Origin of the sequence: Rhodococcus sp. KRD162 (genome assembly GCF_017168335.1) — a bacterium.
Classification (GTDB): Bacteria; Actinomycetota; Actinomycetes; order Mycobacteriales; family Mycobacteriaceae; genus Rhodococcoides.
The window spans coordinates 208165-230689 of the sequence record NZ_JABFAU010000004.1; the positions used below are offsets into that span (position 1 = coordinate 208165).

The window sequence follows — 22525 nt, forward strand, 5'->3', positions numbered from 1 at the left end:
TTCCGGTGTGAGTGTCGCATCGGCCGTACTACTGGCAATCGCAGCGGCCTTCGTGGGATACCTCGTCGGCGGTGTTCTCATTCCCTACCTCAACACTCGACACGCGGAGCGTCGTCGAGTCACCTCCGGTCTGACGATGTCGCAGGTACTGGACCTGATCGTGCTCGCATCGGAGAGCGGCATCGCCGTCGTCGACCAATTCCACGACGTGGTGCTGTTCAATCCCCGCGCCGAGGAGCTGGGCCTGGTGCGTAACCGCCTGATCGACGACCGGGCCTGGGACGCCGTCCTGAGGGTCCTCGCCGACGGCAACCCCGTCGAAGCCGATCTCAGCTCGAAGAACCCCCGAACCGGCCGCGACAAGATCTCCGTCCGATGCGTCGCACGTCTGCTCAGCAAGGAAGACAAGCGCTTCGTGGTCTTGTTCGCCGACGACGACTCCGAGCAGGTCCGCATGGAAGCGACACGTCGGGACTTCGTGGCCAATGTCAGCCACGAACTCAAGACACCCGTCGGTGCCATGAGCTTGCTGGCCGAGGCGCTGCTCGAATCCGCCGACGACCCGGAATCGGTCCGGCATTTCGGCGGCAAGGTCGTCGCCGAGTCCAAGCGGCTGGGCAACATGGTGACCGAACTGATTGCACTGTCGCGGTTGCAAGGGGCCGAGAAGCTCCCCGACCTCGAGGTGGTCGACGTCGACACCGTCGTCAACGAGGCAATGGACAGGTCCAAGCTCGCCGCCGAGAACGCCGGAATTTCCGTCACCACCGACCATCCCAGTGGGCTCGAGGTCCTCGGCGACCAAGCCCTGTTGGTCACCGCACTGGCCAACTTGATCCAGAACGCGATCGCCTACTCCTCCAACGGCTCGCCCGTCTCGGTCAGTCGAGCACTGCGAGCATCGAACGTCGCATTCGCCGTCACCGACCGCGGTATCGGCATCGCCAAGGCCGACCAGGAACGGGTCTTCGAGAGATTCTTCCGCGTCGACAAAGCTCGCTCGCGGGCCACCGGCGGCACAGGTCTCGGCCTGGCCATCGCCAAACACGTCGCAGCCAACCACAACGGCAGCATCTCGCTGTGGAGCAAGCTGGGCACCGGATCCACCTTCACCCTCCAGATCCCTGCGTACTTCGAAGAAGAAGACGACGCTTCGGTTACAGAAAGAGAGAATCAGTGACCAACGTTCTGATCGTGGAAGACGAAGAGTCGTTGGCCGATCCACTGGCCTTCCTGCTCCGCAAGGAAGGTTTCGAGGCCACCGTCGTCGGGGACGGACCGTCGGCGCTCGCGGAATTCGACCGGGCAGGCGCAGACATCGTGCTGCTCGACCTCATGCTCCCCGGCATGAGTGGAACCGACGTGTGCAAGCAGCTGCGTTCGCGTTCAGGCGTTCCGGTGATCATGGTGACGGCGCGCGACAGTGAGATCGACAAGGTCGTCGGCCTCGAACTGGGAGCGGACGACTACGTCACCAAGCCGTACTCGGCCCGCGAACTCATCGCCCGCATCCGCGCGGTGCTGCGCCGCGGCTCCGATGCCGAGATCGACGGGGGAGTCGATACCGGCGTGCTCGAAGCCGGGCCGGTGCGGATGGACGTCGAACGCCACGTGGTGATGGTCGGATCCGAGCAGATCACATTGCCGCTCAAGGAATTCGACCTGCTCGAGTACCTGCTGCGCAACTCCGGGCGGGTACTCACCCGAGGGCAGTTGATCGACCGCGTATGGGGAGCGGACTACGTGGGCGACACGAAAACACTCGACGTGCACGTCAAGCGACTGCGCTCGAAGATCGAGACCGACCCGGCCAAGCCGGAACACCTGGTGACGGTGCGCGGGTTGGGTTACAAGCTCGAGGGGTAGAGCCTGCGGCATGTGAGTGGAAACGGGTAGCCCACTACGAGTTTCCACTCACGTGCGGCGCCAGCCGCTCTACCGGCGCTGCGCCTCACGAGTGGCGGGATGCACGGCGATCAGCCCGAGTCCGCGGCGACGCTTGCACAGGGAGGCCAGTTCCTCGTAGGCCGCTTTGCCGAGCAGTTCGGTCAACTCGGGCTTGTAGGACTCGAACACCTGCTTCGAGCCGACATGCGCGTCGGGGGAGCCGGAGCAGTACCAGTGCAGATCGAGACCACCCTCACCCCAGCCGCGCCGGTCGTATTCGCCGATGGTGGTCTTGAGAATCTCGGAGCCGTCGGGCCGCGTCACCCAGTCCTGGGTGCGCCGGATCGGTAGCTGCCAGCACACATCGGGTTTGACCTCGAGTGGTTCGATGCCCTTGCGCAATGCCATCGAGTGCAGTGCGCACCCGATACCGCCGGCGAACCCGGGACGATTCTGGAAAATGCACGCACCCTTGTAACGGCGGGTGCGCAGGGACTGCTCGTCGTCGAGATCGTCGTATTCGACGTACCCCTTCTTGCCGAGGCCCTTGTCCATCAGCTGCCAGTCCTGAGGAGTGAGCAACTTCACCGACTCGTCGAGCTTGCGTTTGTCGTCTTCGTCGGACAGAAACGCGCCGTGGGAGCAGCAGCCGTCGTCGGGCCTGCCTTCGACGGTTCCCTGGCATGCCGGAGTGCCGAACACGCAGGTCCAGTTCGACAACAGCCACGTCAGATCGGCGACAATGACGTGTTCCGAATTATCTGGGTCCGGGAATTCGACCCATTCTCGGGGGAAATCCATCTCGACCTCTGCAGCGAACGGTGGCTGCTCACGAGCTGCTGTCACAATCGACGACGGTAGACCCAGTACCGTGGGCTTGTGCGATCAGGGGTGCTCGACGTCGGTGGAAACGCCGCGCGTCCGCGTGTCGAATCGCTCAACACGAGGGGTTCGAGACAACTCACTGCCTCGGTATCACGGAGGACTGTCGTCGACCGTGCAGAATTGAAGGGCGTCGGCGCCGACAGGTCACCAGAACCTGTGGCCGGGGCACTGGTAGCGGAGGCGAGCATGCGGGCATTGACGGTGAGGTCGGTCGAGATCTGCCCGCGGGTGCCGAGGGAAGGTTTGATTGTGCGGAAGCTGGACACCGAAACCGACGGCGATCTGGTGGTGAGTGCGAGATGAGCGATGCCAACCCGGACGACACCGGGCAGATCTCGGTCGCCGAGCTACTGGCCCGAAACGGACAGAAGACGAACCTGACTGCGGGCGGCCGCCGTCGCCGCGGCGTCAAGGGCGGAATCTCCGTCGCCGAGCTGACCGGTGAGATCCCCGTCGTCCGCGATGAACCGGACAGTCGCAGCGCCCCGGTGGTCGAGACGCCCGCTGCTCCCGCACCCGAACCCGAGACCGACGGCGACAATCGCGCCGAGCAGGAGGATGCGCCTGCCTTCGTGTCCTCCCGGAAGCAACCGGCGCAGCCTGCTCGTCCGATTCCGTTTCAACCCGTGGCCAGGCGCGACAAGCCCCAGCCCGAGCCCGAGTTGCTGTCCGGCTCCACCACGGTTGCCGGCGACATGCTCAATCGGTCGCACGACGACACCGAACGCGGCCAGCGTCCGGCTGCAGCCACAACGGCTTTCTCGGAGCGGCAACCGTATGGATCCACCGCGGCCGAGCAGGGCCGCACGCGTCGATCCGCAGAATTCCAGGCACCCCGACAGGTCGAGGTGGTCGAACCGAACACCGACGTGACCCCGCGATCCGCGCTCATCGATGTGGACGACCTCGCCAAGACAGCGGTGTCTGCGCGTATCCAACGCGCCGAGGATGCCACCTCCGCTGCAACGGACAAGCCGACACCGACACAGAAGCGCGCGGTGCCCACCGTCGCCGAGACCCCCGAGACAGCAGAGACCACAGCGGCCGAGACGACGGCTGGGACAGACGCCACTGCGTCGGACGGTGAAGCCGAGTCGGACAGTGAAGCCGAGGAGGCGAAGGCACCGGCCCGGGCCGGCCGCCGCGCGCAGGGCACCAAGGGCAAGGGCGGCGCCGTCCGGCAATGGCTGGTGCTCATCGGGCAGGCGGCGGTGGCGATCGTCGTCGGCGCGCTGCTGTTCAAAGGCTTCGAGCAACTGTGGGACGTGTTGCCCTGGGTCGCACTGGTGCTCTCGGTGCTGGTGATCGTCGGCCTCGTGGCAGTGGTGCGAATTCTGCGACGCACCGATGACCTGATATCGATCGTCATCGCGATCGCAGTGGGAGTATTCGTGACGCTCGGTCCGCTCGCCTTCCAGCTCAGTACCGGCTGAGCGGAACGACGATGGCCGCGAACCGGATAAAAATCGGCCTGTCCACGGCCTCGGTGTATCCGCAGAACACCGAGGCGGCATTTCGCTACGCGGCCGAACTCGGATACGACGGCGTCGAACTGATGGTGTGGGCCGAATCGGTCAGCCAGGACGTCGATGCGGTAGCCGCCCTCTCTCGGGAGTACTCGGTACCGGTTCAGGCGATCCACGCGCCATGCCTGTTGATCTCGCAGCGGGTCTGGGGATCGGATCCGGTCACCAAACTCTCCCGCTCGGTGGAGGTGGCCGAGAAGCTGGAATCGGCGACGGTCGTGGTGCATCCGCCGTTCCGTTGGCAACGCAAGTACAGCGACGGCTTCGCCGACCAGGTCGCCGAACTCGAATCCGGCTCCCATGTGAAAGTGGCCGTCGAGAACATGTTCCCGATGCGTGCCGACCGCTTCTTCGGACGCAAGGAGAAATCTGCACAGCGACTGGAACGGCGCGGCGGTCCCGGCGCGGCGCTGTCGGCGTTCTCGCCGTCCTACGATCCGACGGACGTCGGGCACAGTCACTACACGCTCGACCTCTCGCACACCGCCACGGCGGGCTCGGACGCCATCGAGATGCTCGATCGGATGGGCGAGGGGATCGCGCACCTGCATCTGGCCGACGGGAGGGGAGCCTCGGTCGACGAACACCTCATCCCCGGGCACGGCAGTCAGCCGTGCGTGCAGGTGTGCTCCGAACTGGTGCGACGCGGCTTCGAGGGGCAGGCGGTGATCGAGATCAACACCCAGAACGCGCGGACCGTGGCCGAGCGCTCCTCGATGCTCGGCCAGGCGCTGCAGTTCGCGCGTACGCACCTGTCCTGAACGTGCCGGTAAGTTGTTCGCAATGAGTTCCGCCAGCCCGTTCCGGGCCGCTACCACCCTCGTCGCACTCGATGTCGACACCGACACAGCGTCCTTCGCGGGCACGATCGACTCCACCTGGACGATCGGCCCGAAGGTCCACGGCGGTGCGATGCTCGCCGTCTGCGCCGCAGCAGCGCGTCGACACATCGTCGACACCGCACCCGAGCAGTCCGAGATGCAGCCGCTTGCGGTCAGCGTCAGCTACCTGGCTGCGCCCGACCCGGGGGAGGTGGCACTGACGACCGTTGTACGCAAACGTGGACGTCAGGTCTGCAGCGTCGACGTCGAGCTGACCCAGGCCGGACGCGTCGCAGTACGGGCTGTGGTCACCCTCGGCATCCCCGATCCGCACGAGCCGCTGCACCAGATGCCGTCCTCGTTGGCGTCGATGCCCGTCGAACCTCCCAGCGACACCCAGGCCGTGACAGGTGAGCACCCCATGGCAGCGATCGTGCATCTCGCCCAGGGCTGCGAAATGCGGATCGATCCGACGTCGGCGAAGTTCCTCACCGGCGAGCAGGGCGAGGCGGAAATTCGTCTGTGGGTGCGTCCGTTCGCAGGCGATGAAGCCGATGCCGATACAGCCGTCCTATTCGCCCTCATGACCGGCGACATCTCCGCTCCGGTGACGATGAACCGCGGAATGTTCGGTTGGGCTCCGACGGTGCAGCTGACGACCTACTTGCGAGCACGCCCGGCTCCGGGCTGGCTGCGCGTCGCCGCGACCAGCTCGGTCATCGGTAGATCGTGGTTCGAGGAGGACCATCTCGTGCTCGACTCCACCGGTGCGGTGGTGGTTCAGAGCAGACAGTTGGCGATGGTGCCGCGCTCGAACTGACGTGGCAGGCTTGTCGTCCATGACGAGAATTGCAGTGATCGGTGGCGGACGGATCGGCGAGGCGTTGATTGCGGGGCTCCTCGAGTCCGGCCACGCCGTGCGTGACTTGGTGGTCTCCGAGAAGTCCGAAGCCCGAGCCAAGGACATCGCGAACGAATTCGGCGTGCTCACCACCACCGTGGCCGACGCAGCCGAGAGCGCCGACGTGATCGTGTTGGCCGTCAAGCCGGCCGATATCGAAGCGGCGCTGAGCGAGATCACCGAGATCGAGCTCGACGGCGAACGCGAACAACTCATCGTCTCGATGGCCGCGGGCGTCCCCACCTCGAAGTTCGAGCCCAAGCTCCCTGCCGGATTCCCCGTCGTCCGGGTCATGCCGAACACTCCGATGCTCGTGGGCGAGGGTGTCAGCGTGCTGGCACCGGGAAAGTACGCCCGTGCCGAGCACCTCGAACTGGTTCGTTCCATTCTCTCGGCCGTCGGCAAGGTCGTCGTCGTCAAAGAACATCAGCTCGACGCCGTCACGGCGGTGTCCGGCTCCGGGCCGGCGTATTTCTTCCTCGTCGCCGAGGCCATGATCGACGCCGGGGTGGGGCTGGGATTGACCCGCGAGGTGGCGTCGGCGCTCGTGGCTCAGACCATGGTGGGGTCAGGAGCGATGCTCGATCGGTCGGATCAGAGCGCAAGCGAGCTCCGATACGCGGTGACCTCGCCGGGCGGAACCACCGCCGCAGCGGTGCGCGAATTGGAACGAAATGGCCTCCGAGCTGCGTTTTTCGATGCTCTCGGTGCCGCGAACACCAGATCCATTGAGATGGGCATCACAGTGGATTGAAAAATCTTTTCCCCACTCCCGTCGCAGTAACCCCATCTGTCCCTATAGGCTCGGGGGCAGCACGTGCGTGTCTGTTCGGCAGGAGGGGAAGCCTGCCGCATGAGACGTGCCGGAGGTATGTGGATTGATGGCGTCTATAAACAAGCCGTCCAAGGGTTCGTCCCCGGACGGTCAACCGGCTCTGGCCGGAACGCAGTTCCTCACTGTCGCCGAAGTGGCGACGTTGATGAGGGTTTCGAAAATGACCGTGTACCGGCTGGTGCACGGCGGAGAGCTGCCCGCTGTACGGGTGGGTCGATCTTTTCGTGTGCACGCCAAGGCGGTCCACGACTATCTCGAGACCTCGTACTTCGACGCAGGCTAGTTGTGCACGCAGGGCCGGTTTCGTAAGTTCCGGTTCACACCGGTAGGATTGGCGTTCGTCGTGCCAGCCAGCCGGTGTGTAGCCGTGGGCGAGTACGTGGCCCCAGCGCCAGCTCGGTGACCACAGCCTCAGGGCTCGGTCGTCAGGTAGGCGTACGCAAACGGCGTGCGCGCAAACGCTAGAGAAGAACGTGAGGACACCCGCATGGGTTCAGTGATCAAGAAGCGTCGCAAGCGCATGTCGAAGAAGAAGCACCGCAAGCTGCTTCGTCGTACCCGCGTGCAGCGCAGGAAACTCGGCAAGTAGATCCGCCGACATCTGATTCACGAACAAGCCCGTCACCATCGGTGGCGGGCTTGTTTCGTTGGTGGACGGCTCGCTTCTCACCTCGCGCTCGCCCGCCGATCCAGTACGCTTTGTGGGGAGCCGATGTTGGGGGTGCGTAGTGAGTCCGAGCGATCGTAGTGTTGCCGCGCCCCGAGTGGTCCTGGTGACCGGGGCAAGCCGATTCCTCGGCGGTTACCTCGTCACGCGGCTCGCTCAGAACCCACAGATCGAACGCGTGATCGCCGTGGATGCGAAGTCACCGAGCAAAGACCTGCTCCGGCGCATGGGCCGTGCCGAGTTCGTACGCGCGGACATTCGAAACCCTTTGATCGGCAAAGTGATTCGCAATGCCGGCGTGGACACCGTCGTGCATGCGGCCACCGTTGCCAAGCCCCCCAGATCCGGCGGCCGCGCCACGATGAAAGACCTCAACGTCATCGGTGCGATGCAGCTGTTCGCGGTGTGCCAGAAGTCGCCCACGGTCGAGAAGGTAGTGCTCCGTTCCTCGTCCTCGGTGTACGGCTGCAGCGCCAAGGACCCGGCGAAGTTCACCGAGGAGATGAGTGCTCGACGCCCACCGAGCGGCGCGTATGCACGGGACACCATCGACATCGAGGGCTACATCCGCGGACTCGGCAGGCGGCGGCCGGACATCGCGGTGTCGATTCTCCGAATGGCACCGCTGATCGGACCTCGACTCAACGGCACCATCTCCCGATACATGACCTCGCCGCTGATCCCCAGCATCATCGGCCGCGATGCGCGTATGCAACTGCTGCACGAGGAAGACGCCCTCGCTGCACTCGAACGCGCCACCGTAGGAGGTCCGTCGGGAACCTTCAACGTCGGAGCCGACGGCACGATCATGCTCTCGCAGGCAATACGCCGGGCAGGCCGAGTACAGGTACCCGTGCCGTTCCCGCTGTTCAAGAGCGTCGGGCGCGCGTTGATGGGCGGCATGATGCGCGAGTTCACCACCGAACAACTCGAGTACTTCCACTTCGGCTGTGGGCTGGACACCACTCGGATGCGCTCGGTGCTCGGATTCGAACCGCGGTGGACCACCGTGCAGGCGTTCGACGACTTCGTCCGCGGGGCCGCGCTGCGTCCGGTGATCAGAACCGAATGGGTCGACAGCATCGAGAACCGACTGCTCTCGGGCGTCGATGCAGGTACGTCCGCGGCGCGAGCGCTGGCGGCACTGGGGAGCTCGGACACTGTGAACAGTGCCGAACCGGTGCGGGGCTCGGGAGGGGAGAGGTGAGCGAAGTGGCGAAAGTCATTCCATTGCACGGCGGTCGTTCGGTCCGCGCCGCTGCGGGCTCACGCGAACGGCATCCCTCCTCGTATGTCGAGCCTCGGGAACCGGTCCCGTTGCTCGATCCCGCTCCTCCAGCAGACGCGGCTGCCGCGGCGTCGATCCCGCCGCCGATCCTGTCGATGATCGACGATACGAAATCCGCGGTCGTCGACCAGATATCCTCGGTCGCCGAATTCGTTCGCAGGCGACTGGCCGGCGATTACAGCGTCGACGAATTTGGCTACGACCCGCATTTCGCCGACGCAGTCTGGCTGCCGCTCCTACGGCCACTGTTCGACAAGTGGTTCCGCGTCGAAGTCAGAGGCATCGAGAACATCCCCTCCGACGGAGGTGCTCTCGTCGTCGCCAACCATGCCGGAGTGGTGCCCGTCGATGCGCTGATGACCTCGGTTGCCGTCCGCGATCACCATCCGGCCCACCGTCCGCTGAGAATGTTGGCCGCCGATATGGCATTCGAGATGCCCGGCGTCGGCTCCATCGCCCGCAAAGCCGGTCATACGCTCGCCTGCAATCCCGACGCCGAACGGCTACTGCGTACCGGCGAACTCGCTGCGGTGTTCCCCGAGGGATTCAAGGGCATCGGCAAGCCGTTCAGCGAGCGCTACAAGCTGCAGCGATTCGGCCGCGGCGGGTTTGTCTCGGCGGCCCTGCGCACCGGCGCTCCGATCATCCCGTGTTCGATCGTCGGCTCGGAAGAGATCTACCCGAAGATCGGCGACATCACGCCGTTGGCGCGACTGATGGGCGTGCCCTACTTTCCGGTCACGCCGCTCTTCCCGCACCTCGGCCCGCTCGGCCTGATCCCGTTGCCCTCCAAGTGGTACATCGAGTTCGGAAAACCGATCCACACCGATTCGTACGACGCCACCGCATTCGAGGATCCGATGGTGCTGTTCGAGTTGACCGACCACGTACGCGAGACCATCCAACACACGCTGTACCGGCTGCTGGCGAAGAGACGCAACGTCTTTCTGGGATAGATCCTCGGGTTATCGTGTGGCCGTGCATATTCGTGACACGAGGACCGAGGACCTACCCGAGATTCTCGACATCCACAACGACGCGGTCGCCAACACCACCGCCATCTGGGATGAAGAACAGGTCGACCTCGCCGATCGCACGGCCTGGTTCCTCGGTCGCACAGCCGCGGGATACCCCGTCCTGACCGCCGAGGTCGACGGACGCGTCGCCGGCTACGCGTCGTACGGGCAGTGGCGGGTCAAGAGCGGATTCCGACATTCGGTGGAGCACTCGGTGTACATCCATCCGGATTTCCATCGTCGGGGCCTGGCCAGTGCGTTGCTGAGCGAGTTGATCGAGCGGGCCGTGGCAGGAAACGTGCACGTCATGGTGGGTTTCATCGAATCCGAGAACACCACCTCGATCGCCCTGCACGAGAAATTCGGGTTCGTCACCGTCGGGCAGATGCCGCAGGTGGGCGTCAAGTTCGGTCGGTGGCTCGACCTGACGCTGATGCAGCGGACACTCTGATCGAATCCGCCGAAACGCACTACCCCTTGCGGCGACCGATGACCGCGGCGAGTCCGCCGCCCACCGCGCCCAACGCCAGCGCGGTGGGAACACCGATCTTGGCGGCCTTGCGTCCGGTGCGGTAATCGCGAATCTCCCAGCCCCGGTTCTTGGCCAGCTCGCGTAGATCGGTGTCGGGGTTGATGGCCACGGCTGTGCCGACGAGCGAGAGCATCGGAACATCGTTGTGACTGTCCGAATAGGCCGTGCACCGCTTGAGATTGAGCCCCTCGCGCACTGCCAGCGAGCGCACCGCGTGCGCCTTGCCGATGCCGTGCAGGATGTCGCCCACGAGGCGGCCGGTGAACACCCCGTCCTTGCTCTCGGCGACGGTACCGAGCGCACCGGTGAGCCCCAAACGCTTGGCGATGATCTGGGCCAGTTCGAGGGGTGTGGCCGTGACAAGCCAGACCTGCTGGCCCGCATCGAGGTGCATCTGGGCGAGGGCGCGAGTTCCGGCCCAGATCTTGTCGGCGATGACCTCGTCGTAGATCTCCTCCCCGAGCGTGGTCAGCTCCGAGGTGGGGCGGCCTTTGATGAACGAGAGCGCCTTCTCCCGGCCGCTGGCCACATCCTCGCTGCTCTCCTTGCCGCTGACCCTGAACTTCACTTGCTGCCAAGCGAATTGAGCTAGATCACCGCTGGTGAAGTATTTGCGAGCGGCCAACCCGCGGGCGAAGTGAATGATCGACGCACCCTGGACCATGGTGTTGTCCACGTCGAAGAACGCCGCCGCCGTCAGATCCCGCGGAACCGCGCCCTCGCCCTCGATCTGCAGCGCGAGGGCGGCATCGGCACTGGCCTCACCCGCCACGTTCGCGCGAACTTCTGCATCGGACGGACCGAACGGATTGCGAATCCTGCGAATGCGCCGCTTGAACTGTTTGTCCTCGTGCGGATCCTCGGTGTCGACCAGATCGATATCGGGCGTGTCCTCGATCGGCAGGTCGTTTCCCCCGTCACTCACTTCCATCCACCTCCCACTCGAGTACTGGGTGCAGCCTAGCCGTGGGCCGAACCGGAGCGGCAGGCGACAGTGCTCGTGGTCACCGTGCTTCGCCCTCGAACCGACGCCTTGTGTGAGGTTCGTCTCCATTGCGTCCATGCCACAGTGGATGCATGCAGACGACTTCCCATGGCGTGGTTCTTCTCACCCGCGCAGGTTGCCATTCGTGCGTCCACGCACACGAGGTGTTGAGCGAGGTATGCCGCGAGTTCGACGTGGCAGTGACGGTGGTCGATGTCGACGAGGCGGCAGCCGAATCGCCTGACCTGCGTGCGGAGTACGGGGACCGAGTACCCGTGGTACTCCTCGACGGCATCGAACACAGTTACTGGGAGGTGGACGTGCCTCGATTGCGAGCCGATCTCGCACAGGAAGGGCACCCTAAGAACGTGTGATCGGTCTCCGTGTGCAGGTGAGGGCCGGTATGCGCAACTTTGTTCATTCGTTCACAAGCAGTTACCGTGGTGTGAACAGCATTCGTGAAATCGACACGAACGCAGGATCAGCGTGAAGACCGGCATCGACGCCGTTCGGACGAGGAGCCCCAGACGTGACCGAAGAGCGCCCGTCGCCCAGCGGCGTAGAGCGGGTCATCCCTCAGGCTACGGTCACCCGTCTGGCGACGTACCTGCGGGTCCTGTCGATCCTCGCGGACGAGGGCGTTCTCATCGTCTCCAGTGAAGAACTGGCCACTGCAGCGGGCGTCGGATCGGCCAAACTGCGTAAAGATCTCTCGTTCCTCGGCCCCAACGGAGTTCGTGGCGTCGGCTACGACGTCGCCCGCCTGCGCGCCAAGATCGACAGCGCCCTCGGCCTCGACCGCGGACATCGCGTCGTACTGGCCGGAGTGGGCAATCTCGGTCAGGCCCTCGCCGGATACGGCGGCTTCGCACGACGCGGTTTCGCCATGGTCGGCCTGTTCGATCGAGACCCGGCGCGAGTGGGAACCGAGACCGAAGGGCTGACCGTCCGGCACATCGACGACCTCGAGAAGGCCTGCCGCGAACTCGAAGCGACCATCGGCGTCATCGCCACCCCGGATGACGCCGTCCAGAGCGTCGCCGAGAAGCTCGTCGCCGGGGGTGTCGAGAGCATCCTGAGCTTTTCCCCGATGGTGCTCGATGTCCCCGAACGCGTCGAGGTGCGGCGAGTGGACCTGGCGGTGGAGATGCAGGTGCTCTCCTTCAACAGCTCGCGCAACCTCGCCGAACAGGTCGGCGTACCCGCGCCGACCATCGTCACCGCGCCCCGGCCGCAACCGGTCACACCGCCTGCGCTCACCTCCACGGCCCGGCTCGGTCGCAGCCATGGCCCGCGCATCGCAGGCAACCCAAGCCCAGTCAACAGTTCGACAAGAAACGGATCGGTGATTGCACCGTGAGTGTCCTTCTCGTCGGGATTTCGCACCGTAGCGCTCCCGTCGCAGTTCTCGAGCGTGTCGCCATCACCGATACCGATCGCCCGAAACTGACCGACAAACTGATGGCCAGCGGAAGCATTTCCGAGGTCATGGTGGTCTCGACGTGCAATCGCGTCGAGATCTACGCCGTCGTCGAGGCCTTCCACAGCGCCTTGACCGCAGTCGGCGAGGTTCTCGGTGAACACTCCGGGCTCGAGATCGCGGACCTGACCAAGCACGCATACGTCCGCTACAGCGAGGCCGCCGTCGAGCACCTGTTCGCGGTGGCCAGCGGACTGGACTCGATGGTCATCGGCGAGCAGCAGATCCTCGGCCAGATCCGGTCGGCGTACGCCGCCTCGGACAGTCGGCAGGCATCGGGCCGCGTGATGCACGAACTCGCGCAACAGGCCCTGCGGGTGGGCAAGCGCGTCCACAGCGAAACTGGAATCGACGCAGCCGGAGCCTCGGTGGTCTCGGTGGCCCTCGACCGCGCAGCAGGACTGTTCGACGGTTCCCTTGCCGGCCGAAAAGCAGTGGTACTGGGAGCCGGAGCGATGGGCGGTCTCGCCGTCGCGCACCTCGGCCGCGCCGGAATCGGCGAGCTCACCGTCGTCAACCGCACCCGCGATCGAGCCGACCACCTCGCCGAAAACGCCGTCTCCAACGGCATCCCGGCCACCTCGGTTGCGCTCGAGAATCTGCCCGACGCGGTGGCCGAGGCCGACATTCTCATCACCTGCACCGGCGCGGTGGGAGCGGTGGTCTCCATCGCCGACGCGCATCTCGCGCTGGCTCGCCGCGGCTCCGACCGGCCACTGGTGATCTGCGATCTCGGACTGCCCCGCGATGTGGACCCCGCAGTGGCGCAGCTGCCCGGCATCACCGTCTTCGACATGGAGTCCCTCCAACGCGACCCCGCAGCCGGTGCTGCCGCGAACGACGCGTCGGCCGCCCGGGACATCGTCTCCAGCGAGCTGTCGGGTTACCTTGCCGGGCAACGACTCGCAGAGGTCACCCCGACCGTGACCGCACTTCGCCAGCGCGCCGCCGAGGTGGTCGAAGGTGAATTGCTGCGGCTCGAGTCGAGGCTGCCAGGGCTGGATTCTCCGCAGCGTGACGAAGTGGCACGCACAGTGCGGCGCGTGGTGGACAAGTTGCTGCATTCGCCCACCGTGCGGGTCAAGCAGCTCGCCAGCACACCGGGAGGGGATTCCTACGCCGCTGCGCTGCGTGAGTTGTTCGAGCTGAGCCCCGGATCGGTCGATGCCGTGGCGACTCCGATGGAGATCGGATCCCTGGAACTGGTCGACGATTTCACCGCCAGCCGCGTCGACATGCGCGGTGTCACCGGTGAGGAGCACTCGGAATGAGCGACATCGTCAAGATCGGTACTCGCGGAAGTCTTCTCGCGACCACGCAGGCCGACACGGTCCGTGTTGCGCTGGCCGCGGCCGGCGTCGAGGCGGAACTGGTGATCGTCAGGACCGCAGGCGATCTGTCGGCAGCGCCCGTGCAGACGATCGGTGTCGGAGTCTTCACCGCAGCATTGCGCGAGGCTCTGGCCGACGGCACCGTCGATATCGCCGTGCACTCCTACAAGGACCTACCGACGGCGGCCGACGAGCGGTTCACCATCGCCGCCATCCCGGCCCGTGAGGATCCCCGGGACGCTCTGGTCGCCCGTGACGGACTGGTACTCGGTGAACTCCCCGCAGACGCGAGGGTCGGCACGTCGGCTCCCCGGCGAATCGCTCAATTACGCGCTCTCGGACAGGGATTGGACGTCCAGCCGCTACGCGGCAACCTCGACACGCGGATCGGCAAAGTGGCCTCGGGCGAGCTCGACGCAGTCGTCGTCGCCCGGGCCGGGCTGGCTCGCATCGGTCGACTCGACGTGGTCACCGAAGCGCTCGATCCGGTGCAGCTGCTGCCTGCTCCCGCCCAGGGGGCTCTGGCCGTCGAATGCCGCTCTGCGGACACCGATCTCGTCACCGCCATCGCGACGCTCGACGACGCCCACGCACGGGCCTCGGTGACAGCCGAACGCGGTCTGCTCGCCGAACTCGAAGCCGGATGCACCGCCCCGGTCGGCGCGATCGCCGAGGTGGTCGAATCCATCGACGAGGACGGTCGCATCTTCGACGAGCTGTCGTTGCGCGGCTGCGTGGCGGCCATCGACGGCAGCGACACCATCCGCGCATCGATTGTCGGCTCACCCGACCGCGCCGAGGAGCTGGGCCGCGAACTGGCTCGCGAACTGCTCGATCTCGGTGCACGCGAACTCGTTTCAGTCACCGAACCAGCACAGGCCGGTTCTCACGTACAGGGTGGATCTCATGTCTAGGGCCATAACGGCACCCGTCCGCGGACGTGCCAAACGCACAGCGACCCGTCCGGTCGTGCGAAGAGAGTCGATCGCCACCGCTCGACTGATTCCGAAACGGGGCACGGCAACCCCGATAGAACTGCAGTACCCACACAAGACAGCACTGGAGAACAACCGATGAGCCCAGTCCGCAAGAACACCAACGGACGGATCCTGTTCGTGGGATCCGGGCCGGGTGACCCAGCGCTGCTCACGGTCCGGGCACGGGAAGTGCTCGGAGCAGCCGAGCTCGCATTCACCGATCCTGACGTCGACAAGGGCGTCACGGCTCTTGTCGGTGCCGACGTCCCGCGTGACGCCGAGACCGGAGAGAACGGCGTCGAGGTTCGACCCGCACTCGGTGAGCCCGCCGAGGTCGCCAAGACGCTCCTGACTGAGGCCAAGAACGGACACGACGTGGTTCGCCTGGTCTCCGGCGACCCGCTGACGACCGATTCGGTGATCGCCGAGGTCAATGCCGTCGCACGGACTCACGTTCCGTTCGAGGTGCTCCCTGGCCTGCCTTCCGGGTCCGCGGTGCCGAGTTACGCCGGAATGGCGCTCGGCTCAGGACACACCGAGGCCGACGTCCGCGGCGAGGTCGACTGGGCAGCACTCGCTGCTGCTCCCGGCCCGCTGGTGCTGCACGCGACATCGGGGCATCTGGCCGAAACCGCTAGCGCCCTCGTCGAACACGGCCTGGCACCGCAGACGCCTGCCGCCATCACCGTCCGGGGTACCACCCGCCAGCAGCGCACGGTCGAGGCCACACTGGCCACGCTCAACGATGCCGGATCCGAGCTCGTCGGATCTCTCGTCGTCACCGTCGGCAAGGTGGTGTCGGGTCGAAACAAGATGTCCTGGTGGGAGTCTCGCGCACTGTACGGCTGGACCGTGCTGGTGCCGCGTACCAAGGACCAGGCAGGTGAGATGAGCGATCGTCTCGTCACCCACGGCGCCATTCCCATCGAGGTGCCCACCATCGCCGTCGAGCCCCCGCGGAGCCCGGCTCAGATGGAGCGCTCGGTCAAGGGTCTGGTCGACGGCCGCTACCAGTGGGTCGTCTTCACCTCCACCAACGCAGTGCGCGCCGTGTGGGAGAAGTTCGAGGAATTCGGCCTGGACGCCCGCGCGTTCTCCGGCGTCAAGATCGCTTGTGTCGGCGAGGCAACAGCGGCCAAGGTGCGCTCGTTCGGTATCAATCCCGAGCTCGTGCCGTCGGGGGAGCAGAGCTCACTCGGACTGCTCGAGGACTTCCCGCCGTACGACGAGGTGTTCGACCCGGTCAACCGAGTCCTGTTGCCGCGTGCTGACATCGCCACCGAAACACTCGCAGAAGGTCTACGCGAGCGTGGCTGGGAGATCGACGACGTCACCGCCTACCGGACCGTCCGGGCGGCACCGCCCGCCGCCGAGACCCGCGAGATGATCAAGACCGGCGGATTCGACGCGGTGTGCTTCACGTCGAGTTCCACAGTCCGGAACCTGGTCGGTATCGCAGGTAAGCCGCACGCACGCACGCTCGTTGCGTGCATCGGCCCCAAGACCGCCGAAACGGCCGCCGAGTTCGGTCTGCGCGTGGACGTGCAGCCCGAATCGGCTCAGGTCGGACCGTTGGTCGAGGCACTCGCCGAGCATGCGGCCCGTCTGCGCGCCGAAGGTGCATTGCCTCCGCCGCGAAAGAAGTCACGTAGGCGCTGACGCGCATCGTGCGCCTTGTGCGCCCTCCCGGGGTACGCAACAAGGCGCACGAGCCGAACGAAGTGAGGCAGGTTCAGCAGTGTTCCCCACCGACCGCCCTCGACGTCTGCGCCGCACCCCGGCCATTCGTCGGCTCGTGGCCGAAACGTCTTTGGAACCAAGGCATCTGGTGCTTCCGATGTTCGTCGCCGACGGCATCACCGAGCCTCGGGCGATCACCTCGATGCCCGGAGTGTTCCAACACACGCTCGATTCGCTGAGCGAGGCGGCCGAGGAAGCCGTCACGGCGGGCGTCGGTGGCCTCATGCTGTTCGGTGTGCCCAAGCCCGAGGACAAAGACGAAAATGGCTCGGGCGCAACCGATCCCGATGGGATTCTCAATCGCGGACTGGCTCGGTTGAAGGCGGACCTCGGGGACTCCACGGTCATCATGGCCGATACCTGCCTGGACGAGTTCACCTCCCACGGACATTGCGGTGTGCTGGGAGCGAACGGATCGATCGACAACGATGCCACCCTGGTGCGCTACGTGGACATGGCCGTAGCGCAGGCAGAGGCGGGCGCACATCTGCTCGGACCGAGCGGAATGATGGACGGGCAGATCGGTGCGATCCGGGCCGGACTCGACGCGGCCGGGCATGTGGAGGTCGGACAACTCGCGTACTCGGCGAAATACGCCTCGGCGTTCTACGGCCCGTTCCGTGAAGCCGTGGGGTCCTCGCTGGAGGGCGACCGCCGCACGTACCAACAGGACGCAGCGAATCGCCGCGAGGCCACCCGCGAGGTGGAGCTCGATCTCGCCGAGGGTGCCGACATGGTGATGGTCAAGCCTGCGATGTCCTATCTCGACATCGTGCGTGATGTCGTCGAGATGTCACCGGTTCCAGTTGCGGCTTATCAGATTTCCGGGGAATATGCCATGATCACCGCCGCCGCGCAGAACGGGTGGATCGATCGCGACGCCGCGATCCTGGAATCACTCGTCGGCATCCGGCGCGCAGGTGCAGACGTGGTACTGACCTACTGGGCTACCGAAGTGGCGGGCCGACTGTGAACGATCTTCCACCGGGCAACAACAATCCCGACAGCAACGTGCCGGGCAATCCGCCGCCACAACCTGATTGGCAGCGCTGGGAGCTCGAACACGGCTTCCCACAGTCGGGTCCGGAACTCGAGCCGACGCCGCGCCCGGCACCGGTCGACATCGAGACCTCTCGCCACCTGTGGTGGGGAGTAGCGCTGATCGGTGCGATCTCCGCGCTGTACTCACTGTGGACGCTGTTCGGCGTGCGCGAGCAATTTGCGCAGTCGCTGCTCGACGACCTCGCGGCGCAGAACGCGGCAGCGGACATGACCGTCGAGTCCACGCAGTCGATGGTGACGGTGATGCTGGTGATCACGGTCTTCGTCGTGTTCGGCTTCGGTGCGTTGTTCCTGTTCTGGGTCGAGCGCATGCGCACGGGCAAGATGTGGGCCCGCATGCTGCTCACCGTCATCGGCTCGTTCACCGTGTTCACCACGCTCGTGGACCTGTTCGCCATAGCGTCGAGCGCCGGTGCGATGAACATCGTGATGAGTGTCCTCGGCATCGGCCAGGGGGTGCTCGCGGCCGGGGCGATCTACCTGATGCATCGTCGGGAATCCAACGAGTACTTCCTCGCGTCGAAAAAAAGGTAATTTCGGGCGTGTTCCGAGTCGAGAAACCGGCCGAGTGACTAGCATCACACCGGACATCGTTTCGAGTGATCGGATTCGGCATGGCAGAGAACACCCCTGCAGCGGCACACGTTGCGCAGCCGAGCATCGAACCGGTAGAAGATCGCGAGGCCTGTCCCGCCGAGGCCGGTCGACCAGGTCTGGCGCTACTGGGACTACTACTCGCAGTCGCTGCCGCGATCGCCATCATGGCCCTGGGCATTTCTGCAGGCTGAACCCCAGACGACGGTGCTCGATCTCGGTCGGCGCGGCCGCTGACTCGACCACGGTGGCAGGATGTCTGGCGTGAGCGCAGAAATGGACGCCCCGATGGCCCGGCCCCGTGTGGTGTCCGTCGCCTACTGGTTGTGGCTGGCTTCGGCAGTGTTGCTGATCGTGGTCTGCATGATCGCGTTGACGCTCCCGAGCGAGCAGATTCGTGGATCGTTCGAGACGGCGGAACAGGGAGACTCGTTCCTGACCGTCTTTCGCGGTTTCGGAGTGATCTCCGGGGTGGTAGGGCTGGCCGTCGGGCTGATGTCGGGCCCCGTACGCGGCGGTGACCGCAGGTTTCGGCGCGCCCTGGTGGCCTTGTCCGCAAGCGTGTCACTGCTGCTGATCTTCGCGTCGTTGGTCTTCCCCGTCGCACCCACAGTGATCACCGTCGGTTTGATCGTCGCAGCCGTCCTCGTCTATCGGCCTTCGGCGCGGGAGTGGTTCCACCGTGAGCAGTGAGATCCCCACCCGAGAACCCGTTCTGTTCCACGAGCCCGGCGGTCGGTGGCGCATGCTGGCCTGGGGTCCGGCGTTCTGTCTCGTGGTGTTGGTAGTGGAGTTGGTAACCGGCCCGGTGATCCACTGGTTCGGCCTGGTGGTGTTCGCGCTGATCCTGGTCGGTTTCACCTACGTTCAGCTGCGCGCCGCGCGGATGCACGTCAGCGTCGAACTCACGCCCCGGCAGCTGCGTCAAGGTACCGAGACCGTCGACCTGGTCGACATCACCGAAATTTTCCCGCCTGCCGAGTACGCCGACAACGAGTACGAACCCAAGAAGTGGGAGACCGCGCGCGTGCTCGGTGAACTCGCGGGCGTACCGCGCAAACGCAACGGCATCGGGCTGCGTCTGGTGGGCGGCGGATTGGTTCAAGCGTGGGCCAAGGACGACGACGGGTTGCGTTCGGCCCTCGAAGCGGCCACGCGGGAGAGCCTGTGAGGAAGGTTCTCGGCTGGGCAGAGGTTCTGCTGGCACTGCTCGCCGTGATCGGGGCCGTTGCCTGCTGGAATTCGGGTGTGCGCACCACCGAGTTTCCGGCTGTTCCCGATGTGTCCCCGGCGTACTCGGGGACGTTCTACTCGGGTTCCTGGATCGCGCTCGCCGCGCTTGCCGTGATCGTGGGAGCACTGTTGCTCATCGACGGCGTCCGCCGAGTCCTGATGGATCCATCTTCCCCTACCGGGTAGGGGTATCATCGTCGGCATGAGCAGCTACAGCGCCGAGCAGGACGATCTGTTGAAGCGATTGCGTCGCATCGAAGGACAAGTGGCCGGGATTTCCCGGATGGTTGCCGACGATCGCTACTGCATCGACGTCCTCACCCAGGTCTCTGCCGCAACCAAAGCGCTGCAGTCGGTGTCGTTGAAGCTGCTCGATGCGCACCTGGCCGGCTGCGTCGTCGACGCCGCGAGGCATGGCGGCCCGGAGGCGGACGCGAAAGTGAAAGAGGCCTCCGAGGCCATCGCGCGCCTCGTACGTTCCTGACTACACGAAAGGCAATCCCATGCAGACGACATATTCTGTCGAGGGCATGACGTGCGCACATTGTGCCGCGTCGGTGAAGGAAGAAGTGTCCGAAATCGCCGGTGTGACCGGCGTGGACGTCGATGTGGACACCGGATCGGTCGTGGTGAGCAGCGACGCAACGCTGGCCACCTCGTTGGTGGACGCCGCCGTCTCCGAGGCGGGATATCGACTCGCGTCGTGAGCTGGCGCACCGCTTCGCGAGTGTGATAGAGATCATGACGTAACGGTCATAACGGGCCGTCAGCGGATCGCCGTCAGGAGAGTGGATGAACAAGCTGGTGTCCAGTACCGGAGTCCTCGCCGCGAGTGTTTTCCTGACGCTGGCATGTTCGACCGGCGCAACGGCCCAGCCGGATCCTCTCCCCGATCTGACGGTCACGACTGTTCTCGACGGGCTCGCCAAGCCGTGGGATGTGGTGGTCGCCCCGGACGGAACCGTGCTGACGGGGGAGCGGGCCGGACGGTTCGTGATCCGCGACGTCTCCGGAACCACCCGCGAGCTCGCAGCGGACCTGGACGATCTGTACGCGTCCGGTGAGACGGGACTAATGGGCATCGCTCTGGCGACGGATTTCGACTCGTCGAGAACGATCTACACCTGCCAGGGCGTGCTCGGTGATGGGGGCGCAGGTACCGGCAGCGCAGGCACCGGCAGCGCGGGCGGCGGCAGCGACAATCACATCGCCGTGTTCTCGTGGACCGTGGACCCGGAATGGACCGCGCTCACCCGCACCGGCACTCTCGTCGACGATATTCCCGTAGCCGACGGAGGACGACACGGTGGATGCCGCATTCTGGCCCATCCCGACGGCACCCTGTACGTGGGAACCGGCGACACTGCGTCGCCGACGGTCCCACAGTCGCGAGATTCGTTGGGCGGCAAAGTGCTGCATATCGAGGCCGACGGTTCCCCGGCCGCCGACTCCCCGGATCGCATCTTCACGCTCGGCCACCGCAACGTGCAGGGTCTGGCGATCCGACCCGGCACCGATCAGATCTACGAAGTGGAGCAAGGGACCAGCCGAGACGACGAGCTGAACCTGCTCGTGCCCGGCGGCAACTACGGATACCGCCCCGATCGGCTTCCACTGATCTACGACGAATCCGTTCCGATGACCGATCCCACCCGGGTGCCAGGGGCACGTGAGGCGGTGTGGAGCTCGGGTAGTCCCACCATCGCAACACCCGGTCTGACCTTCGCGAACGGCGCGGGGTGGGGTTCGTGGAACGGAGCTGCGGTGATCTCGAGCCAACAGGCCGAGAAGCTCGTGTTCCTCAAACTGTCCGAGGACGGCACCGAGTACGTCGACGAGGCCGACGCCCTGGTGGGGACCTACGGTCGACTGCGCTCGCTCACCAGCTTCGGCACCGATGGCGCCTTCCTGCTCACCACGGACAACGGGTCCCAGGACAAGGTTCTGCTCGTCACTCCCGCTGCCGACTGATGTGTGGGCCGGAGGTCGTCGAGACGGTCCACCGCAGAATCGGGCGTAGAGCCCTGCTCGGATCCTGGGGCGCGGCCGCGCTGACCGTCGCAGCGTCCGGCACGGTGCGAGCAGAACCCGCGGTCGCTGCGGCCATTCCGGCGGGACGCTTGATCGATTTGACGCACACCCTCGGCCCGAGCTTTCCGGTCTGGCCGGGCAACGCGCGCTTCTCGATGCGTCCGGTTGCGGCCTACGAGTTCGGCGGATTCCTGGTGAACGAGCTCTCGTACTGGGAGCACACCGGTACACACATCGATGCACCTGCGCACCGTGTTCGCGGCGGTGCCACGGCAGACGTCATACCCCTCGAAGACCTCATCGCCCCGCTGGTCGTCGTCGATATCTCGGAGCGCGCGGCGGTCGATCCGGAGGCGGTGGTGACCACCGAGGACATCGCCGGGTGGGAGCGCGTGCACGGCCGGATACCCGACCGAGCCGTCGTGGCGATGCACAGTCGGTGGCAGACCAGGCTCGCCGAGGGCTCCGCGCCGGGATTCGGTGGTGACGCGGCGGACATGCTGGTGCGTGAGCGCAACATCGTCGGAATCGGGGTGGACACGCTCAGCTTGGACCGGATGAACGATCGCCTGTACCCGGCCCACACAGCGGTCCTCGGTGCCGGGCGGTACGGAATCGAGGCCTTGGCCAATCTGGATGCGGTGCCCCCGGCAGGGGCGACGGTCGTGATCGGCGCACCGAAGCACGCGGGCGCGACCGGCGGCCCCTGCCGAGTCTTTGCGGTAGTCCCCTAG

29 protein-coding genes are annotated in these 22525 nt (G+C 65.5%); 27 read left to right on the forward strand and 2 right to left on the reverse strand.

Annotated features, from left to right (window positions below; all coding sequences use genetic code 11):
- The first annotated feature begins 7 nt into the window (after nt 1-7).
- Nucleotides 8-1180: a cell wall metabolism sensor histidine kinase WalK gene (locus J1M87_RS07880; RefSeq protein ID WP_206488995.1), complete on the forward strand. Its 1173-nt coding sequence runs from the start codon at nt 8-10 to the stop codon at nt 1178-1180.
- The gene (locus J1M87_RS07885; protein ID WP_206488996.1) at nt 1177-1866 is read left to right on the forward strand and encodes a response regulator transcription factor; all 690 of its coding nucleotides are present in this window, start codon (nt 1177-1179) and stop codon (nt 1864-1866) included. Before J1M87_RS07880 ends, J1M87_RS07885 begins: the two co-directional genes overlap by 4 nt.
- A 69-nt stretch (nt 1867-1935) precedes the next feature.
- Here the strand turns inward: J1M87_RS07885 and J1M87_RS07890 are convergent, their stop codons facing one another.
- The gene (locus J1M87_RS07890; RefSeq protein WP_206489102.1) at nt 1936-2688 is read right to left on the reverse strand and encodes a hypothetical protein; all 753 of its coding nucleotides are present in this window, start codon (nt 2686-2688) and stop codon (nt 1936-1938) included.
- A 90-nt stretch (nt 2689-2778) separates the two neighbouring features.
- On the opposite strand from J1M87_RS07890, the gene J1M87_RS07895 reads away from it, so the two are divergent.
- The 10 genes from J1M87_RS07895 to J1M87_RS07940 all read left to right on the forward strand — a co-directional run bounded on the left by J1M87_RS07895 (nt 2779) and on the right by J1M87_RS07940 (nt 10277).
- Nucleotides 2779-3075 (forward strand): hypothetical protein, encoded by a 297-nt coding sequence (locus J1M87_RS07895; RefSeq protein WP_374222369.1) that lies wholly within the window; start codon nt 2779-2781, stop codon nt 3073-3075.
- Nucleotides 3072-4205 carry a Yip1 family protein gene (locus J1M87_RS07900; RefSeq protein ID WP_206488998.1) on the forward strand — a complete coding sequence of 378 codons (1134 nt, stop codon included), beginning with the start codon at nt 3072-3074 and terminating at the stop codon, nt 4203-4205. The genes J1M87_RS07895 and J1M87_RS07900 overlap by 4 nt, the downstream gene beginning before the upstream one ends.
- A gap of 11 nt (nt 4206-4216) precedes the next feature.
- Complete coding sequence (locus J1M87_RS07905) at nt 4217-5059, forward strand: sugar phosphate isomerase/epimerase (protein ID WP_206488999.1); 843 nt, start codon at nt 4217-4219, stop codon at nt 5057-5059.
- 22 nt (nt 5060-5081) lie between these two features.
- Nucleotides 5082-5939 carry a thioesterase family protein gene (locus tag J1M87_RS07910; protein WP_206489000.1) on the forward strand — a complete coding sequence of 286 codons (858 nt, stop codon included), beginning with the start codon at nt 5082-5084 and terminating at the stop codon, nt 5937-5939.
- Nucleotides 5940-5958: 19 nt separating this feature from the next.
- Nucleotides 5959-6774, forward strand: a complete 816-nt coding sequence (proC, locus tag J1M87_RS07915) for a pyrroline-5-carboxylate reductase (RefSeq protein WP_206489001.1) — start codon at nt 5959-5961, stop codon at nt 6772-6774.
- A gap of 127 nt (nt 6775-6901) precedes the next feature.
- Nucleotides 6902-7138 (forward strand): helix-turn-helix domain-containing protein, encoded by a 237-nt coding sequence (locus tag J1M87_RS07920; RefSeq protein ID WP_008713658.1) that lies wholly within the window; start codon nt 6902-6904, stop codon nt 7136-7138.
- Between the two features lie 204 nt (nt 7139-7342).
- Nucleotides 7343-7444: a 30S ribosomal protein bS22 gene (locus tag J1M87_RS07925; protein ID WP_003402602.1), complete on the forward strand. Its 102-nt coding sequence runs from the start codon at nt 7343-7345 to the stop codon at nt 7442-7444.
- A 139-nt stretch (nt 7445-7583) separates the two neighbouring features.
- Nucleotides 7584-8729, forward strand: coding sequence for an NAD-dependent epimerase/dehydratase family protein (locus tag J1M87_RS07930; protein ID WP_206489002.1), 1146 nt, complete (start codon nt 7584-7586; stop codon nt 8727-8729).
- Nucleotides 8726-9766: a lysophospholipid acyltransferase family protein gene (locus J1M87_RS07935; RefSeq protein ID WP_374222367.1), complete on the forward strand. Its 1041-nt coding sequence runs from the start codon at nt 8726-8728 to the stop codon at nt 9764-9766. Before J1M87_RS07930 ends, J1M87_RS07935 begins: the two co-directional genes overlap by 4 nt.
- Nucleotides 9767-9788: 22 nt before the next feature.
- Nucleotides 9789-10277 carry a GNAT family N-acetyltransferase gene (locus J1M87_RS07940; RefSeq protein WP_206489003.1) on the forward strand — a complete coding sequence of 163 codons (489 nt, stop codon included), beginning with the start codon at nt 9789-9791 and terminating at the stop codon, nt 10275-10277.
- Between the two features lie 19 nt (nt 10278-10296).
- On the opposite strand, the gene J1M87_RS07945 is transcribed toward J1M87_RS07940, so the two are convergent.
- Complete coding sequence (locus J1M87_RS07945; protein ID WP_374222370.1) at nt 10297-11232, reverse strand: HAD family hydrolase; 936 nt, start codon at nt 11230-11232, stop codon at nt 10297-10299.
- Between the two features lie 203 nt (nt 11233-11435).
- On the opposite strand from J1M87_RS07945, the gene J1M87_RS07950 reads away from it, so the two are divergent.
- From J1M87_RS07950 to J1M87_RS08020, 15 genes are all read left to right on the forward strand, one after another.
- A complete protein-coding gene (locus J1M87_RS07950; RefSeq protein WP_206489005.1) occupies nt 11436-11717 on the forward strand; it encodes a glutaredoxin family protein in 282 nt (93 codons plus the stop codon).
- Between the two features lie 155 nt (nt 11718-11872).
- The gene (locus J1M87_RS07955) at nt 11873-12703 is read left to right on the forward strand and encodes a redox-sensing transcriptional repressor Rex (protein ID WP_206489006.1); all 831 of its coding nucleotides are present in this window, start codon (nt 11873-11875) and stop codon (nt 12701-12703) included.
- A complete protein-coding gene (locus tag J1M87_RS07960; protein WP_206489007.1) occupies nt 12700-14094 on the forward strand; it encodes a glutamyl-tRNA reductase in 1395 nt (464 codons plus the stop codon). The genes J1M87_RS07955 and J1M87_RS07960 overlap by 4 nt, the downstream gene beginning before the upstream one ends.
- Before the next feature lie 5 nt (nt 14095-14099).
- The gene (gene hemC / locus J1M87_RS07965; RefSeq protein ID WP_206489104.1) at nt 14100-15068 is read left to right on the forward strand and encodes a hydroxymethylbilane synthase; all 969 of its coding nucleotides are present in this window, start codon (nt 14100-14102) and stop codon (nt 15066-15068) included.
- Nucleotides 15069-15227: 159 nt separating this feature from the next.
- Complete coding sequence (locus J1M87_RS07970) at nt 15228-16790, forward strand: bifunctional uroporphyrinogen-III C-methyltransferase/uroporphyrinogen-III synthase (RefSeq protein ID WP_206489008.1); 1563 nt, start codon at nt 15228-15230, stop codon at nt 16788-16790.
- Nucleotides 16791-16869: 79 nt separating this feature from the next.
- Nucleotides 16870-17844 carry a porphobilinogen synthase gene (hemB, locus tag J1M87_RS07975; protein WP_206489009.1) on the forward strand — a complete coding sequence of 325 codons (975 nt, stop codon included), beginning with the start codon at nt 16870-16872 and terminating at the stop codon, nt 17842-17844.
- On the forward strand, nt 17841-18467 hold the full coding sequence (locus tag J1M87_RS07980) for a hypothetical protein (RefSeq protein ID WP_206489010.1): 627 nt from the start codon (nt 17841-17843) through the stop codon (nt 18465-18467). The genes hemB and J1M87_RS07980 overlap by 4 nt, the downstream gene beginning before the upstream one ends.
- An 80-nt stretch (nt 18468-18547) precedes the next feature.
- Nucleotides 18548-18721: a hypothetical protein gene (locus tag J1M87_RS07985; RefSeq protein ID WP_206489011.1), complete on the forward strand. Its 174-nt coding sequence runs from the start codon at nt 18548-18550 to the stop codon at nt 18719-18721.
- Nucleotides 18722-18791: 70 nt separating this feature from the next.
- The gene (locus J1M87_RS07990; protein WP_206489012.1) at nt 18792-19220 is read left to right on the forward strand and encodes a hypothetical protein; all 429 of its coding nucleotides are present in this window, start codon (nt 18792-18794) and stop codon (nt 19218-19220) included.
- A gap of 52 nt (nt 19221-19272) precedes the next feature.
- Nucleotides 19273-19698, forward strand: a complete 426-nt coding sequence (locus tag J1M87_RS07995; RefSeq protein ID WP_206489105.1) for a hypothetical protein — start codon at nt 19273-19275, stop codon at nt 19696-19698.
- The gene (locus J1M87_RS08000; RefSeq protein WP_206489013.1) at nt 19695-19946 is read left to right on the forward strand and encodes a hypothetical protein; all 252 of its coding nucleotides are present in this window, start codon (nt 19695-19697) and stop codon (nt 19944-19946) included. The genes J1M87_RS07995 and J1M87_RS08000 overlap by 4 nt, the downstream gene beginning before the upstream one ends.
- 16 nt (nt 19947-19962) lie before the next feature.
- Complete coding sequence (locus J1M87_RS08005; RefSeq protein WP_206489014.1) at nt 19963-20244, forward strand: metal-sensitive transcriptional regulator; 282 nt, start codon at nt 19963-19965, stop codon at nt 20242-20244.
- A gap of 19 nt (nt 20245-20263) precedes the next feature.
- Complete coding sequence (locus J1M87_RS08010; RefSeq protein ID WP_206489015.1) at nt 20264-20467, forward strand: heavy-metal-associated domain-containing protein; 204 nt, start codon at nt 20264-20266, stop codon at nt 20465-20467.
- An 85-nt stretch (nt 20468-20552) separates the two neighbouring features.
- Complete coding sequence (locus J1M87_RS08015; RefSeq protein WP_206489016.1) at nt 20553-21731, forward strand: sorbosone dehydrogenase family protein; 1179 nt, start codon at nt 20553-20555, stop codon at nt 21729-21731.
- Nucleotides 21731-22525 carry a cyclase family protein gene (locus J1M87_RS08020; protein WP_206489017.1) on the forward strand — a complete coding sequence of 265 codons (795 nt, stop codon included), beginning with the start codon at nt 21731-21733 and terminating at the stop codon, nt 22523-22525. Before J1M87_RS08015 ends, J1M87_RS08020 begins: the two co-directional genes overlap by 1 nt.

Excerpts from the sequence above, each read along its gene's own strand:
- J1M87_RS07890 (WP_206489102.1), bottom strand. The coding sequence starts at position 2,688 with ATGGATTTCCCCCGAGAATGGGTCGAATTCCCGGACCCAGATAATTCG.
- J1M87_RS07900 (WP_206488998.1), top strand. The coding sequence starts at position 3,072 with ATGAGCGATGCCAACCCGGACGACACCGGGCAGATCTCGGTCGCCGAG.
- J1M87_RS07905 (WP_206488999.1), top strand. The coding sequence starts at position 4,217 with ATGGCCGCGAACCGGATAAAAATCGGCCTGTCCACGGCCTCGGTGTAT.
- J1M87_RS07910 (WP_206489000.1), top strand. The coding sequence starts at position 5,082 with ATGAGTTCCGCCAGCCCGTTCCGGGCCGCTACCACCCTCGTCGCACTC.
- proC (WP_206489001.1), top strand. The coding sequence starts at position 5,959 with ATGACGAGAATTGCAGTGATCGGTGGCGGACGGATCGGCGAGGCGTTG.
- J1M87_RS07920 (WP_008713658.1), top strand. The coding sequence starts at position 6,902 with ATGGCGTCTATAAACAAGCCGTCCAAGGGTTCGTCCCCGGACGGTCAA.
- J1M87_RS07925 (WP_003402602.1), top strand. The coding sequence starts at position 7,343 with ATGGGTTCAGTGATCAAGAAGCGTCGCAAGCGCATGTCGAAGAAGAAG.
- J1M87_RS07950 (WP_206489005.1), top strand. The coding sequence starts at position 11,436 with ATGCAGACGACTTCCCATGGCGTGGTTCTTCTCACCCGCGCAGGTTGC.
- J1M87_RS07970 (WP_206489008.1), top strand. The coding sequence starts at position 15,228 with ATGAGCCCAGTCCGCAAGAACACCAACGGACGGATCCTGTTCGTGGGA.
- J1M87_RS07985 (WP_206489011.1), top strand. The coding sequence starts at position 18,548 with ATGGCAGAGAACACCCCTGCAGCGGCACACGTTGCGCAGCCGAGCATC.
- J1M87_RS07995 (WP_206489105.1), top strand. The coding sequence starts at position 19,273 with ATGCTGGCCTGGGGTCCGGCGTTCTGTCTCGTGGTGTTGGTAGTGGAG.
- J1M87_RS08005 (WP_206489014.1), top strand. The coding sequence starts at position 19,963 with ATGAGCAGCTACAGCGCCGAGCAGGACGATCTGTTGAAGCGATTGCGT.
- J1M87_RS08010 (WP_206489015.1), top strand. The coding sequence starts at position 20,264 with ATGCAGACGACATATTCTGTCGAGGGCATGACGTGCGCACATTGTGCC.
- J1M87_RS08015 (WP_206489016.1), top strand. The coding sequence starts at position 20,553 with ATGAACAAGCTGGTGTCCAGTACCGGAGTCCTCGCCGCGAGTGTTTTC.
- J1M87_RS08020 (WP_206489017.1), top strand. The coding sequence starts at position 21,731 with ATGTGTGGGCCGGAGGTCGTCGAGACGGTCCACCGCAGAATCGGGCGT.